Below are 17,839 nucleotides of genomic sequence, written 5' to 3' on the forward strand. Positions count from 1 at the left end.
TCAATGCAGGTAATGCGCGGCTGGGCGACTCGATACGCACCGTGGGTCGGCCTGGTAGGCATCCTTGGTTCCGCGCAGCAAGCGTTGGCCGGCGATTACGAAGGCTCACCCCAGGTGGCCGAGTTCGTCGGTGAAATGACCCGCGACTACGGCTTTGCCGGTGAACAGCTGATGGGCGTGTTCCGCGAAGCCGAGCGCAAGCAGTCGATTCTGGACGCGATCTCCAAACCCGCCGAACGGGTTAAACAGTGGAAAGAATATCGCCCGATGTTCATCACCGACGCGCGCATCGCCCGTGGCGTGGACTTCTGGCGCCAGCACGAAGCGGTGCTGGCCCGTGCCGAGCAGGAATACGGCGTGCCGGCGCAGGTGATCGTCTCGATCATCGGCGTCGAGACCTTTTTTGGGCGCAATACCGGTAATTATCGGGTGATCGACGCCTTGTCGACCCTGGGTTTCGACTATCCTCCCCGTGCTGAATTCTTCCGCAAGGAATTGCGTGAATTCCTGCTGCTGGCCCGTGAAGAGCAGGTCGACCCGTTGACCCTCAAAGGCTCCTACGCCGGGGCCATGGGCTTGCCGCAATTCATGCCGAGCAGTTTTCGCGCCTATGCGGTGGATTTCGACGGTGACGGGCACATTAATATCTGGACCAACCCGATTGATGCCATCGGCAGCGTCGCCAGTTATTTCAAGCGCCACGGCTGGGTCGCCGGCGAACCTGTGGTCAGCCGTGCCGATGTGCGCGGCGATCAGGTGGACGACGGGCTGACCGACGGCATCGAACCGACGAAAACCGTCGGGGAGTTGCGGGCGCTGGGCTGGTCGAGTCATGATGCGCTGCGCGATGATATGCCGGTCACGGCTTTCCGCCTGGAAGGTGACAATGGCCCTGAATACTGGATGGGCCTGACGAATTTTTACGCGATCACGCGTTATAACCGCAGCGTGATGTACGCCATGGCCGTACATCAACTGTCTGAACAGCTGGTCCAAGCACGGGGCGTCAAGTAATGCGGGCATTGCCTATGAATAAACCCCTGAAGCTCATGGCGTTCGCCGCGTTGGCGGTACTGGTCGCCAGTTGTTCGACCAGCCGCTCGCCGACTCAGAAATCCTCTAGCGCCGTGCGTTCAGCGCCGGGGCTGGACATCAATCGCGCGCACAAAGACGGCGCACCTTGGTGGGACGTCGACGTTTCGCGCATCCCGGACGCCACGCCGACCCTGCACTCCGGCCCCTATAAGGCCAACCCGTACACGGTGCTGGGCAAGACTTATTTCCCGATGCAAGAATCCAAGACCTACGTGGCCTCGGGCACTGCGTCCTGGTATGGCACCAAGTTCCATGGTCAGAACACCGCCAACGGCGAAGTCTATGACCTGTACGGCATGAGTGCCGCGCACAAGACCTTGCCACTGCCAAGTTACGTTCGGGTGACTAACCTGGACAACAACAAGACGGTCATCCTGCGGGTCAACGACCGGGGGCCGTTCTATTCGGACCGGATCATCGACTTGTCCTACGCGGCGGCCAAGAAGCTCGGCTATGCCGAAACCGGTACGGCACGGGTCAAGGTCGAAGGCATCGACCCGCAGCAATGGTGGGCACAGAAAGGCCGTCCGGCGCCGTTGATGCTCAACGAGCCACAAGTAGCGCAAAATACCGCGCCGACCGTGACGGCCTCTACCGGCACCGTCGAACAATGGACGCCACCGCCGCAGCAACACGCTGCGGCCGTTGTGCCGGTGCAGCTCGATGCAAAAAAAAACGCTTCTGCACCAGCCTCTGGCCAGTATCTGCAGGTGGGCGCGTTCGCCAACCCGGACGCTGCAGAGCTGCTGAGATCGAAGCTCAGCGCGACGGTGAGCGCTCCGGTATTCATCAGCTCGATCGTGCGCAACCAACAGACACTGCATCGGGTGCGCCTGGGGCCGATTGGTTCGCCGGGTGAAATCCAGCAGGTGCAGAACAGCGTGCGGTTGGCCAATCTCGGTTCGCCGAGCCTGGTCAGCGCCGAGTAATACGTAGTACTTGATTGACGGTTCGCTTGCGGTTTGGGGGGCGCACCGGGTTGTTGGCTCGTTGAAGAACAAAAGCCCGGCAAGGGTTACAGAGTGAGCAACTGAACACGCGATGACCCGTCAGGGTTGTCTGATTAGTTTTGCCCGCGAGGGCAGTTTCCATTAGCGATTTCGAGAGACGGATGAACATCACCACCTTTGCCAAACGCCTGTGCCTGCTAGTCCCGCTGCTCCTCTCGCCTGCCGCTTTCGCGGTCGAGATGATGCCGTCGCCACCGCAACTGGCCGCCAAAGCCTACGTACTCATGGACGCCAGCAGCGGTAACGTGCTGGTAGAGAACAACGGTGACCAGCGTCTGCCACCGGCCAGCCTGACCAAGCTGATGACCGCATACATCGCGACCCTGGAAATCCGTCGTGGCCAGATCGGCGAAAACGATCCGGTGACCGTCAGCGAGAACGCCTGGCGTACCGGCGGTTCGCGGATGTTCATCAAGGTCGGCTCGCAAGTCACCGTCAGCGACCTGCTGCACGGCATCATCATTCAGTCGGGCAACGACGCCAGTGTTGCGCTCTCCGAGCACATCGCCGGCAGCGAAGACGCCTTCGCCGACCTGATGAACAAAACTGTGGCCGACCTGGGCATGACCAACACCCACTTCATGAACCCGACCGGTCTGCCGAACCCGGAACACTACTCGTCGGCTCACGACATGGCCGTGCTGGCCCGCGCGATCATCCACGAAGACCCGGCTCACTATGCGATTTACTCGCAGAAAGAGTTCTTCTGGAACGGCATCAAGCAGCCTAACCGCAACCTGCTGCTGTGGCGTGACAAGACCGTCGACGGTCTGAAAACCGGTCACACCGATGAAGCTGGCTACTGCATGGTGTCTTCGGCCGTGCGTGATGGCATGCGCCTGATCGCCGTGGTGTTCGGTACCAACAGCGAAGTAGCTCGTGCTGCTGAAACCCAGAAGTTGCTGACTTACGGTTTCCGCTTCTTCGAAACCCAGACCTTCTATCAGAAAGGCGCCGAGCTGGCTCAGGCTCCGGTCTGGAAAGGCACCACCAATCAAGTCAAGGCCGGCCTGGCTGAAGACCTGACCATGACCCTGCCAAAAGGCCAGCTGAAAAAGCTCGCTGCCAGCATGACCATGAACCCGCAACTGGTCGCACCAATCGCCAAGGGCGACGTGATCGGTAAAGTCGAAGTGAAACTGGACGACAAGGTGGTGCACAGCGCCGACCTGATCGCTCTGGACGCGGTCGACGAGGGTGGTATCTTCCGCCGCATGTGGGATAGCATCCGTCTATTCTTCTACGGCTTGTTCAACTGAATTAGTGTGGACTCACATGGCCCCGTTCCAATCCGGAACGGGGCCATGTCTGTTGCCACGGCTTACGAGGCCGTTACGCCATGACAGACTCCGAAGTAAAGGCGCCAAAAATCGAATTTCCCTGCGCGGATTACCCGATCAAGGTAATCGGCGATACAGGCGTGGGTTTCAAGGACAGGATCATCGCGATCCTTGAGAAACACGCGACCGTTGACCACAACACCTTTGCCGAACGGCTGAGTACCAACGGCAAGTACACGACCATCCAGTTGCACATCATCGCCACCGGCCAGGAACAGCTGTACGACATCAACAGCGAGTTGCGGGCTACCGGTTTCGTGCACATGGTGCTGTGATGTCCGGCTCGCTGGGCTTTCGCGAGCTTGGTCAGATGGCTTACGAGCCGGTCTGGCATGCCATGCAACGCTTCACCAATGAGCGCGGCAGCGATGCCGCCGACGAGATCTGGCTGGTGGAACACCCGCCCGTGTTCACCCAGGGCCAGGCCGGCAAGGCTGAACACCTGTTGCTTCCCGGGGATATTCCGGTGGTGCAGGTCGACCGCGGTGGCCAGGTGACTTACCACGGTCCGGGCCAGTTGGTGGCCTACCTGTTGCTGGATGTGCGCAAGCTGGGGTTCGGCGTGCGTGACCTGGTCAGCCGCATGGAGCAATGCCTGATCGAGTTGCTGGCCAGCTACGGCGTGACCGCGTCCGCCAAGCCGGATGCGCCGGGTGTGTATGTCGATGGCGCGAAAATCGCTTCTCTGGGTCTGCGGATCCGCCACGGTTGCTCCTTTCATGGCCTGGCCCTGAACGTGGATATGAACCTGGAACCGTTTCGACGGATTAATCCCTGCGGCTACGCCGGGCTGGCGATGACCCAGCTGCGCGATCACGCAGGACCGATTGAATTTGCCGAGGTAAGTGCCCGGCTGCGCGCGCAGCTCGTCAAACACCTCGACTATGCTGAGCAGACGACCCTAACGGGCGGAATCGACTGATATGACTACTGATGCAGTGCAAACCATGATCCCGACGCTCGATGTCACCGAGCGTCCGGCCCCGCGTGCCAAGGTTGAAGCCGGCGTCAAGCTGCGCGGCGCCGAGAAGGTTGCACGCATCCCGGTGAAGATCATCCCGACCACCGAACTGCCGAAGAAACCCGACTGGATCCGCGTGCGCATCCCGGTTTCCCCGGAGGTCGACCGCATCAAGAGCCTGCTGCGCAAACACAAGCTGCACAGCGTTTGCGAAGAAGCATCCTGCCCGAACCTGGGCGAGTGCTTCTCCGGCGGCACCGCGACCTTCATGATCATGGGTGACATCTGCACCCGTCGTTGCCCGTTCTGCGACGTCGGCCACGGTCGTCCGAAGCCACTGGACGTCAATGAGCCGGAAAGCCTGGCCATTGCCATCGCCGACCTCAAGCTGAAGTACGTGGTGATCACCTCGGTCGACCGCGACGACCTGCGTGACGGCGGTGCCCAGCACTTTGCCGACTGCATCCGCGAAATCCGCAAACTGTCGCCGAACGTACAGCTCGAAACCCTGGTCCCGGACTACCGTGGCCGTATGGACGTCGCGCTGGAAATCACCGCCGCCGAGCCGCCGGATGTGTTCAACCACAACCTGGAAACCGTGCCGCGCCTGTACAAGGCTGCGCGTCCGGGGTCGGATTACCAGTGGTCGCTGACCTTGCTGCAACGCTTCAAGCAGATGATGCCGCACATTCCGACCAAGTCCGGTTTGATGCTGGGTCTGGGCGAAACCGACGAAGAAGTCATCGAAGTCATGAAGCGCATGCGCGAACACGACATCGACATGCTGACCCTGGGCCAGTACCTGCAACCGTCCCGCAGCCACTTGCCGGTCCAGCGCTTCGTGCACCCGGACACCTTCGCCTGGTTTGCCGAGGAAGGTTACAAGATGGGCTTCAAGAACGTCGCCTCCGGCCCGCTGGTGCGTTCCTCGTACCACGCCGACGAGCAGGCGAAGCTGGTCAAGGCCGAGTTGATGTCGTCCTGATCCCGCGTTGAGAAAAAGAACACGCCCGCCAGGTTTTTCAGACCTCGCGGGCGTTTTTTTAGCCGTGCCCACAGCCATGCCGGTCTTTTCCTGCAAACAGTGGGCAACTGACCCTCTTCTGTTTATTCCCGTTCCTGACTACTGTGTGCTGAAGCGTTCACACAGGGAGAATCATGGATGACTGCTCGACCGACTCACACCCTTTGTCCTCACATCCCCGTTCCGGCCTTGCCGGCTGCAGGACTTATCGGCGTGATCGCGCCCGCCGGCCCCGCAGCACTGGACACCGATAAAGCCATCGCCTGGATGCGCGCTCGCGGCTATTCGCTGCGAGTGTTTTCCGGCGTTTACGAGAAAAATGACTATCTGGCCGGCAGCGACGAGGTGCGGCTCAATGACCTGCACGCGGCATTTGCCGATAGCGAGGTCGACGCCATCATCTGTCTGCGTGGCGGTTATGGTACGCCGCGTTTGCTTGATCGCATCGATTTCGAATTACTGCGAAACAACGCCAAGCCGTTCATCGGATACAGCGACATTACAGCGCTGCACTTGGCCATCAGCCGTTATGCAGGTTTCGTGACGTTTCACGGCCCGATGCTCAATGCCGACCTGCTGGGCGACAAGCAGAAACCCACCGAATCCTCATTCTTCAACATGCTGCGCGGGCAGGTAAGGGCAGATAGCGTGTTGACGCACCCGGTGGCCTACCCATTGACAACAATCGAACCAGGCATCGCCCATGGGCGTTTGTTGGGGGGCAATCTGTCGATGATCGCCGCGACCATGGGCACGCCTTACGAGATCGATGCCGAGGGTGCCATCCTGTTCATCGAAGACATTAACGAGCCGCTTTATCGTATCGACCGGCTGCTGACCCATTTGCGTCTGGCCGGCACGCTGCACAAGCTGCGCGGGGTTCTGGTGGGGGATGTGGCAGGGGTTGATGCGATTGCGCTGGAGAGGTTGCTCAAGCAGACCTTCGCGCCGTTGCACATACCCGTGCTGGCCGGATGGCGCAGCGGGCATTGCGATCCTAACCTGACGCTGCCCATGGGGGCGCTGGTCCGATTGGATGCGGGGAGCAAGGAATTGGTGTTGGAGCAGGATGTGGTGGTCAAGCGTTAGATCGTTACTGCCTGACAGTCAGTCTTCGCGGGCAAGCCCGCTCCCACAGGATCAAGGTGTACGCAAATGTCACATTCACCTTTGAACTTGTGGGAGCGGGCTTGCCCGCGATGCTTTTTAGCGGTTACGCAGACCTTCGAGCAACTTGTGCGTCGGATACCCATCCGCCGGCAAGCCAAACGACTGCTGCGCGCTGCGGATCGCTTTGCGGGTATTGGCACCGATGATGCCGTCGGCGGTGCCTGCGTCGTAATTCCGGGCGCTCAGCAGGGTTTGCAGCTCGATTCGCTCGGTACGGCTCAGCGGCAAGTCATCTTTTGGCCATAGACCGTTGATCAGGCCACCGCCATTGAAACGCTCGGACAACAGGCTTACGGCCAAGGCGTAGGACGAGGAGTTGTTGTACTTGAGGATCGCGCGGAAGTTATCGAGGACCAGGAATGCCGGGCCGCGATAGCCAGCCGGCAGCAACAGGGCGGCCGACAGGTGTTCGGAACCTGCCGGAACCTGGCCGCCATTGGGCAGGGTGACCCCTAGTTGCTGCCACTCGGCAACGCTTTTGCGAATCGCACCATCGGCGAGGGCGTAATTGAAGTTGCTCGGCAGTTGCGCTTCGAAGCCCCATGGCTGGCCTTTCTGCCAGCCGGAGCTTTGCAGATAGTGCGCGGTCGAGGCCAATGCATCAGCGGAGCTGTTCCAGATATCGCGGCGGCCATCACCGTCGAAGTCCACGGCGTGGGTGTTGTAAGTGGTCGGAATAAACTGGGTCTGGCCCATGGCGCCGGCCCAGGAACCGAGCATTTTCTCAGGTTCGATATCACCCTGTTGCAGGATCTGCAGGGCGGCGATCAGCTGCGCGTGAGCGAAGCCCGGACGTCGACCTTCATAAGCCAGGGTCGCCAGGGAGTTGATCACCGACTTGTTGCCCTGGAACTGACCGAAATTACTCTCCATGCCCCACACCGCAACCAATGCCTGGCGATCGACGCCGTAGCGCTGTTCGATGCTTTGCAGGATGTCGGCGTACTGGCTGACCAGCGCCTGACCTTTTCGCACTCGCAGCGGCGACAGTGCGCCATCGAGGTATTCCCACACCGGGCGGGTAAATTCAGGTTGGCTGCGGTCGGCACGGATCACGCTGGTGTCCAGGCTGACATTGGCAAACGCGCGGTCGAACAGGTCGGCGCGGATCCCGGCGGCGAGGGCGTCTTTGCGAAAGCCCGCCTGCCATTCGGCGAAGGTCTGGGTGGGCTGGATGTCGAGATTCTCACCGGTCGGAACCACTGGTGGAATGATCGCAGGGGCTGTCGCAACGGTGGGGGTCTGAAGCGGTTGAGCGTCGGCGGCGGTGGGTTTTTCCGCGCAGGCGACAAGCAGAACGAGGCTGGAGGCAGCAATCAATTGGCGCAGGTGCCAACGACGGGAAAGACAAAGGGGCATGCACAGGTCCAGAGGATACGAATCAGGTGCAGACCTTAACATGCCTGCTGAGAGAATCGGTCGCTTGACAAACATTTGGACTGAAAGCTTGCCAGCCAACTGGCTAACCTAGTCCCGTTTCATGCTCTCTTCAACTGTCAGATCTGGCAGCTATTCGGGGCTCTTTTCAAACTGTTAAATGATCGATACAGGCAACTTTATCGTTCATCGATGGGGACTTTTTACATGAAAAGGGTAGTGCTTTCGTTGTTGTTTTTTCTGATTTTGGGCTGTTCGACATCACACGATGCGAGCAACGATTCAATTTACAACAACATGACTACCTCGGCGACGACGGAACCGCCGTTGGCAACTCGCGGTCCGTTAGTGGCAGCCGAGTTGGCTGCGCGTTACAGAGATACTGCCACCACTCGATGCGATGGACTGGATAGAAGGCCAGCATTCTTGTGCAGTGGAATTTTGCTACGTGGAACGGCTACTGCAGACGGATTCGATGTCTGGGATCCGAGCCCTACGGCAGTAAGGGTGGGAGGCACTTCATTTTCATTTGTCCGTTCGGACTACAAGATGAAAAGACTTGCCATGGGCTATAAGAAGGGTCTGATTTTTTACCCTGTTTTGAAAACTCCTCCAGGTAAACTCAAGATCCCCGTTTTGTGTTTCTTTCCCGTGGACGGGGATTCCGATCATCGTAGCGACAAGGGTTGCGGCGGTATTTCCGGGTACGCCTCAACCGTTGCCTGCGCTTCTCAGGGTATCGACACCCCTGAAAAATGGGCAGGGAACTACCAACAATATGCTTCTGCAAGTCACAACAGGACGGGTGTGTGCAGTTTTGATGTCCGAGATTCGATTGATGCGCTTGCCGGCCCCAACTTTGTAAAAGGCATGCAGGCGGGTCGCTTGGTGACGCCTAGAGCTTTTGATATACCCAATGATGTGAAGATGGAAACTTGGGAAAAGGGGGCGGCCGCGGTTCTGCCTTGAATTGAGGCCTTCTTTTATGTCATTGTCGGAAGTTCTTCAGGATTGACGGAAGTGCAAAAGGATCAACTTCGATTCAAGGAGGTCACTGGAGAAAGCATACCCATTATCAAAGTGACAATGCCCGCAACGCTGGACGAAAAAGTGACCTTCGCTTTTCAGGCGCAAGATCAGGCAGTGAATTGATTGCTGATTCAAGCGGCCAGAAAGTAAGAAGCCTCCCAGCTATTAGACTGGAAGGCTTCGCGGCGGTAGCTGCCTTTGCCCTTGCCGGCTCGTTCCTGACGGCTGCGGAACAGTGGCTGGGCGACGATGGATTTGGCCTTGTTGGGGCCATGCTTGGATGGCTTTTTGCTCATGAGGGTTTCTCGCAAGTGAGTGGGTTTTGCGGGGGAAATAATCTGCCGAAGTAGGGATTCTGTCTAGTCCCCACATTGTGTAGGAAACGATACCTGTAGCGAGGGAGCTTGCTCCCGCTCGGCTGCGCAGCAGTCGTAAACCCTGTAACCCCGGATTACCTGAAAAGTCGCGGTGTCTGGTTTTGGGGTCGCTTCGCAACCCAGCGGGAGCAAGCTCCCTCGCCACAGAGGTTGGTGCAGGCTGAAAAAACAGGTTACTCGGCGGGCAAGCTCAGCCGCTGCCCGGCCATCAACAACGTCAACCGACTCAAACTCATCCACGGCGAACCCGCCGCCTGGCCTTTGATCTGCGCGTCGATGCGTTGCGCTTCCAACAGCAACTGCGCCCAGCGTTGTGCCGAATAGCGTTGCAGCGCTTTGCTCATCAACGGTTTGCGTTTGTCCCAGATTGGCGGTCGGGCCTGGCTGAAAGCTTTGTCGAGCGGCACGCCTTGGCTGTATTGCAGCGACAGGTTGGCCAGCAGACGCAGTTCTCGGGCCAGCGCCCAGAGAATCACCGGCGGTTCGACGCCTTCGCCGCGCAACCCTTCGAGCATGCGCAGGGCATGAGCAGCTTCGCCATTGAGAATCGCATCGGTCAGGCCGAAGACATCGAAACGGGCGCTGTCGGCTACTGCCGCTTGCACGGTTTCGACAGTGATCTGCCCACCCTCTGCCATCAGCTTGAGCTTTTCGATTTCCTGGGCGGCGGCCAGCAGGTTGCCCTCGACCCGGGCGGCGATCAGTTCGACGGCGTCCTGGCTGGCGGAAAGCCCGGCCTGGGACAGCCGTTGACGGATCCAGCTCGGCAACTGGTTGGTGTCCACAGGCCAGATCTGCACGAACTGGGTCTGTGGACCTTCGACCAGTGCCTTGCCCCACTTGGTCTTCTGCGCACTGCCATCAAGCTTGGGCAGGCTGATCAGCAGCAGCGTGTCTTCGGCCGGGCGCGAGCAGTATTCGATGAGCGCGGCGGCGCCTTTGTCACCGGGTTTGCCGGAGGGCAGGCGCAGTTCCAAAAGACGTTTTTCAGCGAACAGCGACATGCTGGCGCCAGCCTGCAGCAGCGTACCCCAGTCGAAACTGGCGTCGGCAGCGAAGACCTGGCGTTCATCGAAACCTTGTTGGCGAGCAGCGGCGCGAATGGCGTCGGCGGCTTCCTGGCACAGCAGTGGGTCATCGCCACTGATGATGTAGACCGGCGCGAGGGCGCCTTGCAGGTGTTTGCCGAGTTGGGCGGGGGCGAGTTTCATAAGAAGAGGCGAACGGGGCGCCTGAGCGCCCCGTAAGTCTTACTGCTGCGGCAGTTCGACAGGCGACTGACGCGGAGTCTCCGCTTCAGTCTTCTGCGCCGCTTCCAGTGCGGCGGCTTCAGCCTTGGCCCTGGCATCGGCGGTCTGTTGCATCTGTTCCAACTGAGTCGGCGTGAGCTGTTGCAGACGCAGCATCATGCGTTGCACCAGTTCACGACGCATGTCCTTGCGGGCATCGTTGGCTTCCTGGTCGGAACCCACCAGGTTGTTGCCGTCGTGGATGAAGACTTTCTGCACTTGCAGCTTGTCGCTGAGCAGTGGCAAGTTGCCTTGACCGCGGATGTCGTAGTTCACCACCATGGTCAGCTCGTATTCACCCGTACGACCAGCGCCTGCGTAACTGAGAATGCGCTGGGTTTCCTGCTCGTCAGCCAGATACAGCTTGTAAGGTGCACCGGTGTAAACCCTGACGCCGCTGCCTTCCAGTACCTGACGCATTTGCGTCACGGTTTCGCCGTAGGCGTTGCGGGCGCTCAGGTCGAGCTCCTTGATCGCCAGTTCGGTGGTGCCGGTGCCGCGCAGCTGGAAACCGCAGGCGCTCAGCAGGACCGCGAGGCCCATCACCAGCAAATTGCGTTTGATCATCTTGTTGCTCCCCTTGAAACCATGTGGGCCGGTCAAACGGCCCGAAAGGTTTTACTCGGCGCAGGCATGACCTGGCGCCCGATCCAATTTAGCTGGCGACGATATTGACCAGTTTCCCGGGCACTACGATCACTTTGCGAATAGTCAGGCCATCGACGAAGCGCAGGACGTTTTCGTTGGCCCGTGCGGCGGCTTCGACTTCTTCGCGGCTGGCGCTGGCCGGCATTTCGATGTGGCCGCGCAGCTTGCCATTCACTTGAATGACCAGTTGCAGGCTGTCCTGTACCAGGGCGCTTTCGTCCAGCACCGGCCAACCGGCATCGATGACCGGGTCGGCGTGACCCAGGCGATGCCACAGCTCGTGGCTGATGTGCGGGGTGATCGGTGCCAGCAACAGGGTCACGGTTTCCAGACCTTCGTGAATCAGCGCGCGATCCTGCTCGGTGCCTTGCGGGGCTTTTTCCAGCACGTTCATCAGCGTCATCACCTGGGCGATGGCGGTGTTGAATTTGTGGTTCTGGCCGACGTCGTGGCTGGCCTGCTTGATGGCCTGGTGGATCGAACGGCGAATGGCTTTCTGCTCGTCGTTCAGGCTGGCGACGTCCAGTTTGCCCGGCAGGCCCTGAGTGACGTGCGCTTGAGCCAGACGCCAGACGCGCTTGAGGAAGCGGTGCGAACCTTCTACTCCGGAGTCGGACCATTCCGCGCTCATGTCCGGTGGCGAGGCGAACATCATGAACAGGCGGCAGGTGTCTGCGCCGAACTGGTCAATCATCGATTGTGGGTCGACGCCGTTGTTCTTCGACTTGGCCATCTTCTCGGTGCCGCCGATTTCCACCGGCAGGCCGTCTGCGATCAGCTTGGCACTGATAACCTTGGCCTTGCTGTCGCGTTCGAGTTCGACGTCCGCCGGGTTGAACCAGGTGTAGGCACCGTTGGCTTCGCGACGGTAGTAAGTCTCGGCGATCACCATGCCCTGGGTCAGCAGGTTCTTGAACGGCTCGTTGGAGCTCACCAGGCCTTCATCGCGCATCAGCTTGTGGAAGAAGCGCGCGTAGAGCAGGTGAAGAATCGCGTGTTCGATGCCGCCGATGTACTGATCCACCGGCAACCAGTGGTCGGCCGCCGATTTTTCCACCAGGCCACCTTCAAAGTGCGGCGAGGCGTAGCGGGCGTAGTACCACGAGGACTCGACGAAGGTGTCCATGGTGTCGGTTTCACGCTTGGCCGGTGCGCCGCATTTCGGGCAGGTGCACTCGTAGAACTCTGGCATGCGCGCCAATGGCGAACCAGCGCCGTCCGGTACGACGTCTTCGGGCAGCACAACAGGCAGTTGATCTTCCGGGACCGGCACATCACCGCAAGTATCGCAGTGGATGATCGGGATCGGGCAGCCCCAGTAGCGTTGACGGCTGATGCCCCAGTCGCGCAGGCGGAACTGGGTGCGCGAGGCGCCGAGGTTTTTCTTGATCAGTGCGACTTCCATGGCGTCGAAAGCGCCGGCGAAGTCGAGGCCGTTGAACTCACCGGAGTTGATCAGCGTGCCGTACTCGCCGTAAGCGTCCTGCCATGGGGCAGGGTTGGTGTCACCTGCACTTGTGCGCACCACCGACTTGATCGGCAGGTTGTACTTGTGGGCGAACTCGAAATCACGCTCGTCGTGCGCCGGAACCGCCATTACCGCGCCATCACCGTAGTGCATCAGCACATAGTTGGCGACCCACACCGGGAGTTTCTCGCCGGTCAGCGGGTGTTCGACGAACAGCGAAGTCCGCAGGCCTTTTTTCTCTTGAGTGGCGACGTCGGCTTCAGCGACGCTGCCGCCCTTGCATTCAGCGATGAACGCTTGCAGCTCAGGGTTGTTCTGCGCGGCCAGGGTAGCCAGATGGTGTTCGGCGGCCACGGCAACGTAGGTTGCACCCATCAGGGTGTCCGGACGGGTGGTGAAGACTTTCAGCGCGCCGGTTTCACCGATGGAAGCGACGTCGTACGGGAATTGCACTTCCATGCCGCGGGATTTGCCGATCCAGTTGCGCTGCATGGTCTTGACCTGTTCAGGCCAGCCAGTCAGTTCGTCGAGGCTCTCCAGCAGCTCATCCGCGTAGGCGGTGATCTTGAAGTAGTACATCGGGATTTCGCGCTTTTCGATCAGCGCGCCGGAACGCCAGCCGCGACCGTCGATCACTTGTTCGTTGGCCAGAACGGTCTGGTCGACCGGGTCCCAGTTCACGGTGCCGCTTTTTTTGTAAATCACGCCTTTTTCGAACAGGCGAGTGAACAGCCATTGTTCCCAGCGGTAGTAATCAGGCTTGCAGGTGGTCACTTCGCGCGACCAGTCCACCGCCAGGCCCAGGCTGCGCAGCTGGCTTTTCATGTAGGCGATGTTTTCGTAGGTCCACTTGGCGGGCGCTACGTTGTTCTTCATCGCGGCGTTTTCCGCCGGCATGCCGAAGGCGTCCCAACCCATGGGTTGCAGGACATTCTTGCCTTGCATGCGCTGATAGCGGGAGATCACGTCGCCGATGGTGTAGTTGCGCACGTGCCCCATGTGTAGCTTGCCGCTGGGGTAAGGGAACATCGACAGGCAGTAGAACGTCTCCTTGCCTGGCTGTTCACTGACTTCAAAGGACTTTTGCTCGTCCCAGAACGACTGGGCGGCGGCTTCGATTTCACGGGGCTGATATTGTTCGTGCATGGCTACTTTTGAACTGAATAGGGGTGGCCTAATCCTCTTCAATGCAACGCTGGACGGTGATGACGCCAAATCGGCGTTTCGGTGCCCAGGCGAGCTGGAAGTGGAGTTACAGGAAGCGCCGTAGCATACATGACGGCACTCTACCGAGGGAAACCCTGATTACACGCAAGGGCGCGGCCAATTCCCGCCCCGAGGGCCGTTGGTCGCGGCGCTCAGCCGGTTTTTTCAGCGAAGCTAAGCTCTAAAAGGGGAGTGAGTCTTATCTTCAATGAGGTGATGGATGGTTGATTCACAGCAAAAAGCTACAAAACCGGAGCTGTACGAAAGACTGATCGACCGTCTCGCAATGGCCTTGGACGCGGCCAAAACCGCGGGACGGCTTCGCGACGAGCGTCCCCTGGAGCTGGAACTGCGTGGTTTGACCCCCGCAGAGTTTGAACTGGTCAAGGCCTATCTGGACCGCAGTGAACGTGAAACGCACGGTTGCTTGTCAGGAGCAGTGAAGCAACTCGAAGCACCACGTACGGCCAAGATCATCTGGCTCAAGGATAAGGCACCCGGCGGAGGCGCGGTAAAGGTCCGGTCTCTGCAGTTCAAGTAAGGACACTTGGAACCATTCCATATGGTTTTTTGAAACAAAGTCCTTCCGCATTTGTTGTCGCATTGCGTTAACCCACTTAGGCTTCGGGCATCTATGGAGATGCCCGATGCCTTTTCGTTATTTCATTAAACAACTTCTATTGCCGCCCGGCGTTCTTTTGCTGTTACTGGTGCTCGCCTGGTGGTGGCGCCGCTCAAGGCCCAGGTTGGCGGGAGCGTGCTTCGTTATGGGCGTGGGTGGCTTCTGGTTGATGAGCCTGCCAGTGATGGTGGAGTGGAGTGCCCGGGCTCTGGAGCGCGAGCCGCCGCTCGTACGCGAGGAATGGGCCACCCTTGGCCAGCGCGCTGAAGCGATCGTGGTGCTGGGTTCCGGGCGTGAGCGTGGCGACCTGGCCTGGGGTGTTGACCAGCCCACCGGCGTAGGTCTTGGGCGCGAGCGTTATGCCGCGCGTCTGGCCAAGGCTTCCGGCTTGCCGATTCTGACCAGCGGCGGCCTGCATTACGGCACACCGCCGACTGAAGCGCAGCTGATGGCGGATTCGTTGCTCGATGATTTTGGCGTGACGGTGCGCTGGCAGGAAGGGCGCAGCCGCACAACCTGGGAAAACGCGCAGTTCAGCGCCCAGGTATTGTTGCCGCAGGGGATCAAACGGGTGGTGGTCGTGACTCAGGCGTGGCATATGCCGCGGGCGGTCTGGAGCTTTGAGCAGGCCGGATTTGAGGTGGTGCCGGCGCCGGTGGGGTTTTTAGGCGTGGACAACGCCCGGCCACTGGGTGGCTGGATGCCGGAATTCAAATCAATCTGGCAATCGGGGCAGTTGATGAATGAGGCCGTGGGGCAGGTCGGGTATTGGATGTTCTATCGAGGCGAGCCGGTTGACGATTGATCATTCCCGCGCCTGTGCGCGGGAATGATCGCGGCCGGGTTAAACGGTCTTCGCCATCCGATTGGCCATCAACGCCCAGCCAAACAACAGCACGCAAATGATGATCAACGGCCATGAACGCCATTGCAGGTACGGCGTCAGGTTATGCATTGGCACCACTTCACCGTACAGAATGCCGCGTTCGAACTGCGGGATCCGGGCGGTGATCTGGCCGAACGGGTTGATCAGGCCGGTCACGCCGTTGTTGGTGGCGCGGATCATCCAGCGACCCGCCTCAAGCGCGCGCATCTGTGCCATTTGCAAATGTTGCAGCGGGCCGATCGAGGTGCCGAACCAGGTATCGTTGCTGATGGTCAGCAGCAAATCGCTGCGGGCGGCGAGGCCGGCGGCGAATTCCGGGTAGACCACTTCATAACAGATGTACGGTGCAATCTGATAACCCTTGGCTTGCAGCAGCGGTTGATCGGCCGGTCCACGGGCAAAGTCGGACATCGGCAGGTCGAAGAACGCGATCAGGCCGCGCAAGACTTCCTGCAACGGAACGTATTCGCCGAAAGGCACCAGTTTCTGCTTCAGGTAAGTGCCATCGCCTTCACCGACAACGGTAATGCCGTTGAAGAAGCGCTTCTGGTGATGGACTTCCTGGCGAATCGGCACGCCGGTAATCAGCGCGGATTTACGCTCTGCAGCAAAGCTGCCCATCATGTTCAGGTAGCCCTCGGCGGACTCCTTGAGCACCGGGACCGCTGTTTCCGGCCAGATCAACAGGTCGACGGGTTTGGAGCTGAAACTCATGTCGCGGTACAGCGCCAGTTGTGCGTTGAGCTGCGACGGATCCCACTTCATGCTTTGTTCGATGTTGCCTTGAATCGCTGCAACGCTCAGCGGCGCACCCGAAGGGCTGGTCCAGGCGTGTTCCTTGAGCGCCATGCCGATCACCCACGGACCGGCCAGCAGCAACACGCCAGCGGCAATAAAGCCTTTGCGAGCGGTGCGAATCAGGCGCGGTGCGTTGTAGATCAGAGCGGCGGTCAGGGCCAGCGCGAAGGAAATCAGCCACATCCCGCCGATTGGCGCGAGCCCGGCCAATGGGCCGTCGAGCTGGCTGTAGCCGGAATAGAGCCACGGAAAACCGGTAAGAAACCAGCCACGAAAGGCTTCCTGACCCACCCACAACGCTGCAAACGCCAAGGCATCGGCCAGTGGCGCTTCGTTACGGCGCAACCAGCGCGCCCAAATCCAGGCGGGCAGGGCGAAGAACCAGGCAATCGCTGCGGTGAAGAGCAGCATCAAGAACCCGGCCAACAGTACAGATGCGCCGCCGAAGTTGTGAATGCTGTAGTAGATCCAGCTGGTTCCGCCGGCAAACAGGCCGAAACCGAAACACCAGCCACGGCCCAGGGCCTGACGGGGGCTCAGTTCGCGCAAACCGGCGTAAAAGAAGCCGACCGCCAGTAATGCCAGCGGCCAGATATCGAATGGCGCCAGGGCCAGGGTGGTGAGTGCACCGGCCGCCACGGCCAGCAGGTTACCGGGCCAGCCGGGGCGGGTCATCCAGCGCATTTCAATCCTTAGAGTTACCGAGCTATAGGTGTCAGACGCAGCAAATGAATCCGACGGCTGTCGGCGTTCAGGATGCGGAAGCGATAGGCGCCGATTTCGGTGATTTCGTTGCGTTTTGGCAAGTGCCCGAACGCGCTCATCACCAGACCGCCGACGGTGTCGAATTCGTCGTCGGAGAATTCGCTGTCGAAGAACTCGTTGAAGTTCTCGATCGGCGTCAGGGCCTTGATCAGGAAGTCACCGCTGGGCAGCGGCTTGATGTAGCTGTCTTCTTCGACGTCATGCTCGTCTTCGATGTCGCCGACGATCTGTTCGAGTACGTCTTCGATGGTCACCAGACCCGCCACGCCGCCGTATTCGTCAATGACGATGGCCATGTGGTTATGGTTGGCGCGGAACTCGCGCAGCAGCACATTCAGGCGCTTGGACTCGGGCACGAAAGTGGCCGGGCGCAGCAAGTCCTTGATGTTGAAACTGTCGCCGTTCTCCTTGAGGATCAGCGGCAGCAGATCCTTGGCCAGCAACACGCCCATCACGTCATCGTGGCTTTCGCCGATGACCGGGTAACGGGAGTGGGCCGAGTCGACCACGGCCGGCAGGAACTCGCGGGGTGTCTGGGTCGCCTTGATGCTGATCATCTGCGAGCGTGGGACCATGATGTCCCGTACTTGCAGGTCCGCGACCTGAATGGCGCCTTCGACGATGGCCAGCGCTTCGCTGTCCAACAACTTGTTTTGATGTGCGTCGCGCAGCAGCTCCAGCAGCTCCTGGCGGTTCTTCGGCTCGTGGGCAAAAGCCTGGGTCAGTTTACCCAGCCATGACTTCTGCCCGTTGCTCGATCGATCTTCGCTCATA

General features: G+C 59.8%; 17 protein-coding genes. 10 read left to right on the forward strand and 7 right to left on the reverse strand.

The features are described 5' to 3' along the window. Positions 1 to 3: 3 nt before the first annotated feature. From mltB to ACZ9BB_RS27650, 7 genes are all read left to right on the forward strand, one after another. Positions 4 to 1,014, forward strand: a complete 1,011-nt coding sequence (gene mltB, locus ACZ9BB_RS27620; RefSeq protein WP_476217869.1) for a lytic murein transglycosylase B — start codon at positions 4 to 6, stop codon at positions 1,012 to 1,014. Then, entirely contained in the window at positions 1,014 to 2,024 is a 1,011-nt protein-coding gene (locus tag ACZ9BB_RS27625) for a septal ring lytic transglycosylase RlpA family protein (protein WP_476217871.1), read from the forward strand. The genes mltB and ACZ9BB_RS27625 overlap by 1 nt, the downstream gene beginning before the upstream one ends. A gap of 182 nt (positions 2,025 to 2,206) precedes the next feature. Continuing rightward, positions 2,207 to 3,364, forward strand: coding sequence for a D-alanyl-D-alanine carboxypeptidase family protein (locus tag ACZ9BB_RS27630; protein WP_018925757.1), 1,158 nt, complete (start codon positions 2,207 to 2,209; stop codon positions 3,362 to 3,364). Between the two features lie 80 nt (positions 3,365 to 3,444). Next, positions 3,445 to 3,720 carry a DUF493 domain-containing protein gene (locus tag ACZ9BB_RS27635; protein ID WP_476217873.1) on the forward strand — a complete coding sequence of 92 codons (276 nt, stop codon included), beginning with the start codon at positions 3,445 to 3,447 and terminating at the stop codon, positions 3,718 to 3,720. Continuing rightward, on the forward strand, positions 3,720 to 4,367 hold the full coding sequence (lipB, locus tag ACZ9BB_RS27640) for a lipoyl(octanoyl) transferase LipB (protein ID WP_476217875.1): 648 nt from the start codon (positions 3,720 to 3,722) through the stop codon (positions 4,365 to 4,367). The genes ACZ9BB_RS27635 and lipB overlap by 1 nt, the downstream gene beginning before the upstream one ends. Position 4,368: 1 nt before the next feature. Further along, positions 4,369 to 5,391 carry a lipoyl synthase gene (lipA, locus tag ACZ9BB_RS27645; RefSeq protein WP_476217876.1) on the forward strand — a complete coding sequence of 341 codons (1,023 nt, stop codon included), beginning with the start codon at positions 4,369 to 4,371 and terminating at the stop codon, positions 5,389 to 5,391. Positions 5,392 to 5,568: 177 nt separating this feature from the next. Further along, entirely contained in the window at positions 5,569 to 6,519 is a 951-nt protein-coding gene (locus tag ACZ9BB_RS27650; protein WP_476217878.1) for a S66 peptidase family protein, read from the forward strand. 117 nt (positions 6,520 to 6,636) lie between these two features. Here ACZ9BB_RS27650 and ACZ9BB_RS27655 read toward each other — a convergent pair whose 3' ends face one another. After that, positions 6,637 to 7,959 (reverse strand): lytic murein transglycosylase, encoded by a 1,323-nt coding sequence (locus ACZ9BB_RS27655; protein WP_476217880.1) that lies wholly within the window; start codon positions 7,957 to 7,959, stop codon positions 6,637 to 6,639. A 567-nt stretch (positions 7,960 to 8,526) separates the two neighbouring features. Here ACZ9BB_RS27655 and ACZ9BB_RS27660 point away from each other — a divergent pair. Then, the gene (locus ACZ9BB_RS27660; RefSeq protein ID WP_476217882.1) at positions 8,527 to 8,946 is read left to right on the forward strand and encodes a hypothetical protein; all 420 of its coding nucleotides are present in this window, start codon (positions 8,527 to 8,529) and stop codon (positions 8,944 to 8,946) included. 191 nt (positions 8,947 to 9,137) lie between these two features. On the opposite strand, the gene arfA is transcribed toward ACZ9BB_RS27660, so the two are convergent. The 4 genes from arfA to leuS all read right to left on the reverse strand — a co-directional run bounded on the left by arfA (position 9,138) and on the right by leuS (position 13,934). Then, entirely contained in the window at positions 9,138 to 9,302 is a 165-nt protein-coding gene (arfA, locus tag ACZ9BB_RS27665; protein WP_046069682.1) for an alternative ribosome rescue factor ArfA, read from the reverse strand. Between the two features lie 254 nt (positions 9,303 to 9,556). Further along, on the reverse strand, positions 9,557 to 10,594 hold the full coding sequence (gene holA, locus ACZ9BB_RS27670) for a DNA polymerase III subunit delta (protein ID WP_019650891.1): 1,038 nt from the start codon (positions 10,592 to 10,594) through the stop codon (positions 9,557 to 9,559). Positions 10,595 to 10,633: 39 nt separating this feature from the next. Further along, positions 10,634 to 11,239, reverse strand: a complete 606-nt coding sequence (locus ACZ9BB_RS27675) for an LPS-assembly lipoprotein LptE (RefSeq protein WP_476217886.1) — start codon at positions 11,237 to 11,239, stop codon at positions 10,634 to 10,636. 88 nt (positions 11,240 to 11,327) lie between these two features. Beyond that, on the reverse strand, positions 11,328 to 13,934 hold the full coding sequence (leuS, locus tag ACZ9BB_RS27680) for a leucine--tRNA ligase (RefSeq protein WP_476217888.1): 2,607 nt from the start codon (positions 13,932 to 13,934) through the stop codon (positions 11,328 to 11,330). 280 nt (positions 13,935 to 14,214) lie between these two features. Between leuS and ACZ9BB_RS27685 the strand changes: the two genes are divergently transcribed. Then, positions 14,215 to 14,535, forward strand: a complete 321-nt coding sequence (locus tag ACZ9BB_RS27685) for a hypothetical protein (protein ID WP_476217889.1) — start codon at positions 14,215 to 14,217, stop codon at positions 14,533 to 14,535. Positions 14,536 to 14,641: 106 nt separating this feature from the next. Continuing rightward, positions 14,642 to 15,421, forward strand: a complete 780-nt coding sequence (locus tag ACZ9BB_RS27690; protein WP_476217891.1) for a YdcF family protein — start codon at positions 14,642 to 14,644, stop codon at positions 15,419 to 15,421. A 39-nt stretch (positions 15,422 to 15,460) separates the two neighbouring features. Here the strand turns inward: ACZ9BB_RS27690 and lnt are convergent, their stop codons facing one another. Both lnt and ACZ9BB_RS27700 read right to left on the reverse strand, forming a co-directional pair. Next, the gene (lnt, locus tag ACZ9BB_RS27695; protein WP_476217893.1) at positions 15,461 to 16,984 is read right to left on the reverse strand and encodes an apolipoprotein N-acyltransferase; all 1,524 of its coding nucleotides are present in this window, start codon (positions 16,982 to 16,984) and stop codon (positions 15,461 to 15,463) included. A 14-nt stretch (positions 16,985 to 16,998) separates the two neighbouring features. After that, positions 16,999 to 17,838 (reverse strand): HlyC/CorC family transporter, encoded by an 840-nt coding sequence (locus tag ACZ9BB_RS27700; protein ID WP_007909641.1) that lies wholly within the window; start codon positions 17,836 to 17,838, stop codon positions 16,999 to 17,001. Position 17,839: the final 1 nt, after the last annotated feature.

This window comes from Pseudomonas sp. TE3552 (assembly GCF_056278945.1).

Coding starts and splice junctions, on each gene's coding strand:
- ACZ9BB_RS27685 (WP_476217889.1), top strand. CDS start 14,215: ATGGTTGATTCACAGCAAAAAGCTACAAAACCGGAGCTGTACGAAAGA.
- ACZ9BB_RS27660 (WP_476217882.1), top strand. CDS start 8,527: ATGAAAAGACTTGCCATGGGCTATAAGAAGGGTCTGATTTTTTACCCT.
- holA (WP_019650891.1), bottom strand. CDS start 10,594: ATGAAACTCGCCCCCGCCCAACTCGGCAAACACCTGCAAGGCGCCCTC.
- ACZ9BB_RS27625 (WP_476217871.1), top strand. CDS start 1,014: ATGCGGGCATTGCCTATGAATAAACCCCTGAAGCTCATGGCGTTCGCC.
- arfA (WP_046069682.1), bottom strand. CDS start 9,302: ATGAGCAAAAAGCCATCCAAGCATGGCCCCAACAAGGCCAAATCCATC.
- ACZ9BB_RS27655 (WP_476217880.1), bottom strand. CDS start 7,959: ATGCCCCTTTGTCTTTCCCGTCGTTGGCACCTGCGCCAATTGATTGCT.
- mltB (WP_476217869.1), top strand. CDS start 4: ATGCAGGTAATGCGCGGCTGGGCGACTCGATACGCACCGTGGGTCGGC.
- ACZ9BB_RS27690 (WP_476217891.1), top strand. CDS start 14,642: ATGCCTTTTCGTTATTTCATTAAACAACTTCTATTGCCGCCCGGCGTT.
- ACZ9BB_RS27650 (WP_476217878.1), top strand. CDS start 5,569: ATGACTGCTCGACCGACTCACACCCTTTGTCCTCACATCCCCGTTCCG.
- ACZ9BB_RS27630 (WP_018925757.1), top strand. CDS start 2,207: ATGAACATCACCACCTTTGCCAAACGCCTGTGCCTGCTAGTCCCGCTG.
- lnt (WP_476217893.1), bottom strand. CDS start 16,984: ATGCGCTGGATGACCCGCCCCGGCTGGCCCGGTAACCTGCTGGCCGTG.
- leuS (WP_476217888.1), bottom strand. CDS start 13,934: ATGCACGAACAATATCAGCCCCGTGAAATCGAAGCCGCCGCCCAGTCG.
- lipA (WP_476217876.1), top strand. CDS start 4,369: ATGACTACTGATGCAGTGCAAACCATGATCCCGACGCTCGATGTCACC.
- ACZ9BB_RS27675 (WP_476217886.1), bottom strand. CDS start 11,239: ATGATCAAACGCAATTTGCTGGTGATGGGCCTCGCGGTCCTGCTGAGC.
- lipB (WP_476217875.1), top strand. CDS start 3,720: ATGTCCGGCTCGCTGGGCTTTCGCGAGCTTGGTCAGATGGCTTACGAG.
- ACZ9BB_RS27700 (WP_007909641.1), bottom strand. CDS start 17,838: ATGAGCGAAGATCGATCGAGCAACGGGCAGAAGTCATGGCTGGGTAAA.
- ACZ9BB_RS27635 (WP_476217873.1), top strand. CDS start 3,445: ATGACAGACTCCGAAGTAAAGGCGCCAAAAATCGAATTTCCCTGCGCG.